7 protein-coding genes are annotated in these 7,899 nt (G+C 69.3%); 4 read left to right on the top strand and 3 right to left on the bottom strand.

The window, feature by feature from the left end:
* Positions 1-135: 135 nt before the first annotated feature.
* From VNR19_RS10480 to VNR19_RS10470, 3 genes are all read right to left on the bottom strand, one after another.
* Positions 136-1,824, bottom strand: coding sequence for an ABC1 kinase family protein (locus VNR19_RS10480; RefSeq protein WP_325726492.1), 1,689 nt, complete (start codon positions 1,822-1,824; stop codon positions 136-138).
* A 34-nt stretch (positions 1,825-1,858) separates the two neighbouring features.
* Complete coding sequence (locus tag VNR19_RS10475; RefSeq protein WP_325726490.1) at positions 1,859-2,443, bottom strand: PadR family transcriptional regulator; 585 nt, start codon at positions 2,441-2,443, stop codon at positions 1,859-1,861.
* A gap of 98 nt (positions 2,444-2,541) precedes the next feature.
* Positions 2,542-4,905 carry a phosphoketolase family protein gene (locus tag VNR19_RS10470; protein WP_414684146.1) on the bottom strand — a complete coding sequence of 788 codons (2,364 nt, stop codon included), beginning with the start codon at positions 4,903-4,905 and terminating at the stop codon, positions 2,542-2,544.
* Between the two features lie 160 nt (positions 4,906-5,065).
* On the opposite strand from VNR19_RS10470, the gene VNR19_RS10465 reads away from it, so the two are divergent.
* The 4 genes from VNR19_RS10465 (at position 5,066) to VNR19_RS10450 (ending at position 7,879) form a co-directional block, all read left to right on the top strand.
* The gene (locus VNR19_RS10465; RefSeq protein WP_325726488.1) at positions 5,066-5,323 is read left to right on the top strand and encodes a hypothetical protein; all 258 of its coding nucleotides are present in this window, start codon (positions 5,066-5,068) and stop codon (positions 5,321-5,323) included.
* A gap of 35 nt (positions 5,324-5,358) precedes the next feature.
* A complete protein-coding gene (locus tag VNR19_RS10460; RefSeq protein WP_325726486.1) occupies positions 5,359-5,814 on the top strand; it encodes an SRPBCC family protein in 456 nt (151 codons plus the stop codon).
* 692 nt (positions 5,815-6,506) lie between these two features.
* Positions 6,507-6,710, top strand: coding sequence for a cold-shock protein (locus VNR19_RS10455; protein ID WP_325726508.1), 204 nt, complete (start codon positions 6,507-6,509; stop codon positions 6,708-6,710).
* Between the two features lie 89 nt (positions 6,711-6,799).
* Positions 6,800-7,879, top strand: a complete 1,080-nt coding sequence (locus VNR19_RS10450) for a DNA polymerase IV (protein ID WP_325726484.1) — start codon at positions 6,800-6,802, stop codon at positions 7,877-7,879.
* The last annotated feature ends 20 nt before the right edge of the window (positions 7,880-7,899 follow it).

Raw genomic sequence — 7,899 nt, 5'->3', positions numbered from 1 at the left:
CTGCCCTCGGGAGTGAATGGCGCGTTAGCGTGAGTCACGAAGACCTCCGTGGAAACGATCTGAGTGTGGTTACCCACATCGTTCCCGGAGGTCTTCGCTCACATCACGTGATCACAACGTGTCGGGGAAGAACAGCTAGCGCCCGGGACGCCAGAAGCCGGCGAACACGACGTACAGCAGCGGGATCACCGACGCCGTCATCAGGACCGACCCGACCATGATGTCCTGCGCGCGCAGCACGGCGCCTGCGATGAGCAGCGCCGCGAAGAGCACCGCCGAGATGACGCGGCGGGCGAGGCGCTCGATGCGGTTCATCCGCGATTCCATGCGGCTCAGGTCGACCGTGAGCTGCCCGTTCTCGACCTTCGTCAAAAGGTCGTCCGCGCGTCGCGGGAGGCGCGCGACGATGCCGGCGACCGACGCGGCCTCGCGCGCCACCGCCCCCATGACGTTGCCGCGCTCCTCGCGCAAGAGCTTGTCGGCGTAGGGCTCGACCGCGTCCCACATGTTGAACTCCGGATCGAGCGAGCTGCACATGCCCGATGTGAGCGACACCGCGCGGATGATGAGCAGGAAGTTCTCGGGAAGCTGGAACGGCAGCGACCGCACGACGTCGCTGAACTCCCGTCCGAAGTCGCGGAACTCACGGGGGTCGAGGCGCTGCAGCTGCGCGAACCCCATTCCGCCGAACCGTGCGAACAGCGCCGTCATCGCCCGCTCGAGCTCGGCGGTGTCGGCCGACGGCAGCAGCACGCCGACTCGACGGATGCTGTCGACGAGCTGCTTGCCGTTGCGGCCGGCGACCGCGATGAGCACCTGCTGCAGGTCGTGGCGCAACTCGTCGGGGACCTCGCCCATCATGCCGAAGTCGACGAACGTGAGGCGCCACTCGGGGCTGCCGTCTGGCCGCATCCCGGTCTGCGTGACGAAGATGTTGCCCGGGTGCGGATCGGCGTGGAAGTACCCGTGCTCGAAGAACTGGTCGAACATGATCTGCGCGAACGTGTGGGCGACCTCGGTGGGATCGATCCCGGCGGCGCGCAGCCCGTCGATGTCGTTGATCTTGATCGCGGTGACGTCCGACATCGTCAGCACGCGCCGCGTCGTGCGCTCCCATGCGATGACCGGCACGCCGACGCGCGGGTCTCCCGCGAAGCTCTCCGCGAAGCGCTCCGCGTTCTGCGCTTCGTGCAGGTAGTCGATCTCCTGGAGGCTCACGTGCGTGAACTCCTCGATCAGCCTCGGGAGGTCGACGTGGTTCGCGATGAAGCGGATGCGGCTGAGCCACCCTGCCACCCTGCGCAGCGCCGCCAGGTCGACCTCGACGATCTGCTCGATGCCGGGACGCTGCACCTTCACGACGACGTCGGCGAAGCCGGTGTCTTCGGCTTCGGCATCCGTCAATCTCGCCCGATGCGCCTGACCGAGCGACGCCGCCGCGACGGGAACCGGGTCGACGTACGCGAACGCGCGCTCGAGCGGGATGCCCAGCTCGGCCTCCGCGAGCTCGCGGATCGGGCCGAAGTCCACCGGGGGAACCTCGTCCTGAAGCCCCGCGAGCTCGTTCGTGATCTCGGGCGGCAGCACGTCGAGGCGCGACGACATGAACTGACCGACCTTGATCATGAGCCCGCCGAGCTCGACCGCGAGCGCGTGGAAGCGCTTCGCGATGCCCTGCAGGCGCGCCGCGCGCCCGCGGGCGACGTACTCGGCGAAGCCGATCCGGGGCAGGATGAGCTCGAACCACCAGGTCTGCGCGATCGTGCGCGCGGCGAACCAGAGGATCCTGCGGTAGCGGGCGCGAGCGCTGCCGGGATCGGCCATCGATACTCCTTGACGCCGATGCCGGCGCGTCGGGTCAGTCCTCGGCGAGGATGGAGTAGAGCTTACGCCTGGCCTCGTCGAGCACCTCCACCGCGCGCTGCGTCTGGTCGGCGCTTCCGCTGCTCGCGACCTGGGCGACGGCTTGGGCGAGCCGCGCACCGGCCTTGGGCAGGGCGGTCGTGCGAGCGGCCGCGTCCTTCATGCCCTGCGACTCCCACGGAGCCGATTCGGCGCCGGATGCCTCGGCCTCGGCGCGCCCCGCATCGGTCAGCGAGTATGTCTTCTTGCCGCCCGACTCGGTCGCGACGATGAGCCCCTCGTCGGCGAGGAGCTGGAGCGTCGGGTACACCGACCCGGGGCTCGGCTTCCATGCGCCGTCGCTGCGCTCCTCGATCTCGCGGATGATCTGGTACCCGTGCATCGGACCCTCGGCGAGCAGCGCGAGCACGGCGGCGCGCACATCGCCGCGGCCCATGCGCGGCGGCGCGAAGCGCTGCTCGAACACGTCGCGCAGCTGCTCCATCGCATCCCAGATGCTCCCGCCCGGTCCGCCGGGCTTGCCGTAGCCGCCTCCGCGGTGACGCGAACCCCACGGGTCGCCCATGAATGAACCGCTCATGATACCTCCTACGACCATTACCCGATATCTCGGCGATGCCTAACGATATATCGCTGAGTGTGTCGGCGGAAGAGGGTCCTCGGGTGTTCGGGGGTCCGTCAGGTCGACCAGCGCCAGTCGGCGACCTCGGGGATGTCCTCGCCGTGCTCGCGCGTGTGGATGCGGGCGCGGATGCGGTCGTCGACGAGCTTCTGCCGGAAGACGGCGTGCTTCTCGGCGAGCCCCGGCACGCGGTCGATCGCATCGATCGCGAGCTGGTACCGGTCGAGGTCGTTGAGCATGACCATGTCGAACGGCGTGGTCGTGGTGCCCTTCTCCTTGTAGCCGCGCACGTGCAGGAACGAGTGCCCGTGGCGTTTGTACGTGAGGCGGTGCACGAGCCACGGGTACCCGTGGAACGCGAAGATGACGGGCCGATCCGATGTGAAGACGGCGTCGTAGTCCGTGTCGGACAGACCGTGCGGATGCTCGTGCTCCGACTGCAGCCGCATGAGGTCGACCACGTTGACGACGCGCACCTTGAGCTCGGGAATACCCTCACGCAGCAGCGACGCGGCGGCGAGCACCTCGAGGGTCGGCACGTCACCCGCGCCGGCGAGCACGACGTCGGGCGACTCCCCGGCGACCTCTGTGCCGGCCCATTCGAAGATTCCGAGCCCGCGCGTGCAGTGACGGATCGCCTCGTCCATCGAGAGCCACGCCGGATGCGGCTGCTTGCCCGCGACCACCACATTCATATATCCCACCGAGCGCAAGCAGTGGTCGTACGTCGACAGGAGCGTGTTGGCGTCGAAAGGCAGGTACACCCGCACGACCTGCGCGCTCTTGTTGACGGCGACGTCGAGGAATCCGGGGTCCTGGTGCGTGAAGCCGTTGTGATCCTGCCGCCACACGTGGCTCGACAGCAGGTAGTTGAAACTCGGGATGGGCTCTCGCCACGGCACATCCCGCGCCGCCTCGAGCCACTTCGCGTGCTGGTTGAACATCGAGTCGACGATGTGCACGAATGCCTCGTACGACGTGAAGACGCCGTGCCGCCCGGTGAGCACGTACCCCTCGAGCCACCCCTGGCACTGGTGCTCGCTGAGCATCTCCATCACGCGACCCGCAGTCGCGAGGTCGCGGTCGACGGGCAGCATCTCGGCGACCCACTGCTTCGCGGTCGCCTCGTACACGGGTGGCGCAAGCCGGTTCGACGCCACCTCGTCGGGTCCGAACAGCCGGAAGCACGTGGGATTGCGCCGGATCACGTCGGCCAGCATCACTCCGAGCACACGCGTCGCCTCGGCATCCGTCGACCCGCGTCTGCTCACGTCGACCTCGAGCGCGTAGTCGCGGAAATCGGGGAGGACGATCGGCTGCCGCACCCCGCCGCTGGTGTGCGGCGAGGCGCTCATGCGGCGATCACCGTCGGGCGCGAGCACCGTCGCGAGCGGGATCGGCGCGCCCCTCTCGTCGAAGAGCTCGTCGGGGCGGTAGGAGCGCAGCCACTCCTCGAGCTGCGCGAGGTGCGCGGGGTTGTCGCGGACGCCGGCGAGCGGCACCTGGTGCGCGCGCCACGTGCCCTCGACAGGGTCGCCGTCGACCTCTCGCGGGCCGGTCCAGCCCTTCGGGGAGCGCAGGATGATCATCGGCCAGCGCGGACGCGTGAGGTCGCCGCCGCGGGCGTTCTCGCGGATCGCCGCGATGCGGTCGAGCGCGTCGTCGATGACGTCGGCGAAGCGGCGGTGCACGTCGCGGTGGTCGTCGTCGGCGGTGAACTCGACGTGGATCGGGTCGTACCCGTACCCCTCGAACAGGGCGCGCAGCTCGTCCTCGGGGATCCGCGCGAACACCGTGGGGTTCGCGATCTTCCAGCCGTTGAGGTGCAGTATCGGCAGCACGGTGCCGTCGTTGACGGGGTGGAGGAACTTGTTGGAGTGCCAGCCGGTCGCGGCGGGACCCGTCTCGGCCTCACCGTCGCCCACGACGCACACGACCGTCAGGTCGGGGTTGTCGAACGCGGCGCCGAAGGCGTGCGACAGCGAGTACCCGAGCTCGCCGCCCTCGTGGATGGACCCGGGCGTCTCGGGTGCCGCATGGCTCGGGATGCCGCCCGGGAACGAGAACTGGCGGAACAGTCGCCGCAGCCCCTCTTCGTCGAGCGTCACCTCGGGGTATCGCTCGGTGTAGGTGCCGTCGAGGTACGCACTCGCGACCATCGCAGGCCCTCCGTGACCGGGGCCGGCGATGAAGAGCGCGTCGAGGTCGCGCTCGAGGATCGCCCGGTTCATGTGCGCGTAGACGAGGTTCAGGCCCGGCACGGTGCCGAAGTGCCCGAGCAGGCGCGGCTTGATGTCGTCGCGCGTGAGGGGCCTTCTCAGCAGCGGATTGTCGAGCAGGTAGATCTGCGCCGCCCCGAGGAAGTTCGCGGCTCTCCACCACGCGTCGAGGGCGTCGAGCATCGCATCGTCGATGGGCACGGGCGTCTCCCTGCTGCCGGCGGCTCTTCAAGCCGTTCATAACGTGGCGCACACCCGGGGTCAAGGGGGTGGGTCCCGAACGCGCGGTCCCGCAGGCTGGATGGGTCGAACACGACGACCGGCGGCGCCGTCGCCGGTGCAGGAAGGAGGATCCGTCACCATGACCGATCCGAACACGCCACTGCCGCCGGAGCCGGACGCTCCCGGAACGCCGGGAACCCCGGGCGCACCCGGTGTGCCGCCGACGCCGGGACCTCCCGGCCGCGATCCGGTCGCGCCGCATCCGGAGGAGCCGCTCACTCCCGCGCCGGAGGAGCCGCCCGCTCCCACCCCGCAGGAGCCGCTCGCGCCGAACCCCGAAGAGCCGACGTTCCCGATGCCGCCCGAGTCCGACATCGACCCGACCGTGCAGCACTGACCACAGAACCCACACCAGCCGAAAGAGAGAAGCCGATGCCGCAGATCATCGAGACCATCGACGTGGACGTTCCCGTCACCACCGCCTACAACCAGTGGACGCAGTTCGAGAGCTTCCCCGAGTTCCTCGAGGAAGTCGTGTCGATCCGGCAGATCGACGACACCCACCTGCACTGGAAGGTGAACATCGGCGGCGCCGAGCGCGAGTTCGACGCCGAGGTCACCGAGCAGCACCCCGACGAGCGCGTCGCGTGGCGCAGCGTCGGCGGCGAGACGGCCCACGCGGGCGTCGTCACCTTCCACAAGCTCGACGAGAACTCGACGCGTGTGACCGTGCAGATCGACTGGGAGCCCTCGGGCTTCCTCGAGCACGTCGGAGCCCTCGTCGGCGCCGGCAACCACGCCGTCAAGAAAGACCTCGAGAACTTCAAGGAGTTCATCGAGAGCCGCCGAGCCGCGACGGGTGCGTGGCGAGGCGACGTTCCGCGCTGACACCCAGCGCTGGGCACACTGCTTACGGATGCCCCCGCCCCCGGCTTCGGGGTGGGGGCATCCGCCCGTTCGTGTTCCGGTGCGCCTCGCGCGCCTCGATCCTGCAGTCGCGTTCGTCCGCGACGTGCGCGCGCGCTGGTTTCGACAGCGGACACGCGCGAGCGGGCGCATCCGAGCGGATCAGGGGTTTCGCAGGGCCGCGTGCTAGGGTGGAATTCAATCCTTCGGGATCCTCGCGTCGAACCTCTGCCTCATCGTGGAGAAGCAGATCGCCTGACGCCCCGCCGCGAACCCGCGGCCCGTTCACCTTCACCTCCGCGCAGCCGCGTGCCACCTCGCCGCGCATCCTCCGAAAAACCCACTTGAAACTCGCAGAACCCCTCCCTCCGTCCGTACCCGTACTCGAACTCGACTGGCGCCGGGCCGACGACGACGTGTTCGTCGCGACCTCCGCCGGCGAGTACGCCGGCTTCATCGCCGTCGCACCGCAGGGCTTCGAAGCCCACAGCGCGCGCGGTGAGCTGCTCGGCCACTTCGACACGCGCGAATGCGCGGAAGCCGCCGTCGCGGCATCCGTCTATCAGCCCGCATCGTCGCGGGCTCGTCGCTCGCGCCTCACCCGTCCGCTCCGCACGTTGCGGCGCGGCACATCCGGTCGCTCACGCGGCCCGCATAACAAAAGGAAAGACACGATGGCCACTGGCACCGTGAAATGGTTCAACTCCGACAAGGGCTACGGGTTCATCGCACCCGACGACGGCTCCGCCGACCTCTTCGCGCACTTCAGCGCGATCCAGGGCGGTGGCTACAAGGAGCTCAACGAGTCTCAGAAGGTCTCCTACGACGCTGAGCAGGGCCCGAAGGGCATGCAGGCCGCCAACATCCGGCCTCTCTGATCCACACACGTCGGCCGGGGTGAGCGTTCGCGCCACCCCGGCTTTCGCATGTCTCGACGTGTGTCGGCGCTTCACACCAGACTGGGGCCATGTCCGTTGAGGCCCGACCGTGGGTGCTGCACGTCGACCTCGACCAGTTCATCGCGGCGGTCGAGGTGCTGCGGCGGCCCGAGCTCGCAGGCAAGCCGGTGATCGTCGGCGGGCGCGGCGACCCCACCGAGCGCGCCGTCGTCTCGACGGCATCGTACGAAGCCCGTGAGTTCGGCGTCGGGTCGGGGATGCCGCTGCGGATCGCCGCGCGGAAGGTCCCCGACGCGATCATCCTCCCCGTCGACGCCCCCGCGTACACCGCGGCATCCGAAGAGGTCATGGCGACGCTGCGGTCGATGCCCGGCGCGGTCGTGCAGGTGCTCGGGTGGGACGAGGCGTTCGTCGGCGTCACGACCGACGATCCCGAGGCGTACGCGCGCGACATCCAGCGCGAGGTGCTCGAGCGCACCCGGCTGCACTGCAGCGTCGGCATCGGCGACACGCTCGTCCGTGCGAAGAACGCGACCGACTTCGGAAAGCCTCGCGGCGTGTTCCGACTCACCGCCGAGAACTGGCTCGACGGGATGGGCTCGAAGCCCACGGTCGCGCTGTGGGGCATCGGCTCGAAGATCTCCAAGCGACTCGCGGCGCTCGGCATCCACACGGTCGACGACCTCGTGCGCGCCGACGTCGACGTGCTGGCCGCGGAGTTCGGGCCGAAGATGGGGCCGTGGTACCGCCGGCTCGGGCGCGGTGACGGCACGAACGTCGTCGACGACTCCCCGTGGGTCCCCCGCGGGCACGGACGCGAGACGACGTTCCAGCAGAACCTCGTCGACCGGACCGATATCGAGAAGGCCGCGCGCGAGCTGCTCGACCAGGTGCTCGCCGACGTCGCCGCCGAAGGCCGCCCGGTCGTCGGCGTCGGACTCAAGGTGCGCTACGCGCCGTTCATCACGAAGACGTTCGTGCACAAGGTCGCTGAGACCTTCGACCGCGACACCGTCATCGCCGAGACGATGAAGCTCGTCGACCGCATCGAGCCCGGCCGGCCGATCAGACTCCTCGGCGTGCGGGCCGAGATGGCGATGCCCGACGACGCGCGAGAAGGGCACACGCCGACGCGCAGCGGCTGGTGATCCCGCTCGAGATCGGCAGT

The organism is Microbacterium sp. (assembly GCF_035556355.1).
In the GTDB taxonomy this organism is placed as follows: domain Bacteria; phylum Actinomycetota; class Actinomycetes; order Actinomycetales; family Microbacteriaceae; genus Microbacterium.
Note: the sequence above shows the minus strand (reverse complement) of the source record. Positions and strands in the feature narration are given on the sequence as shown.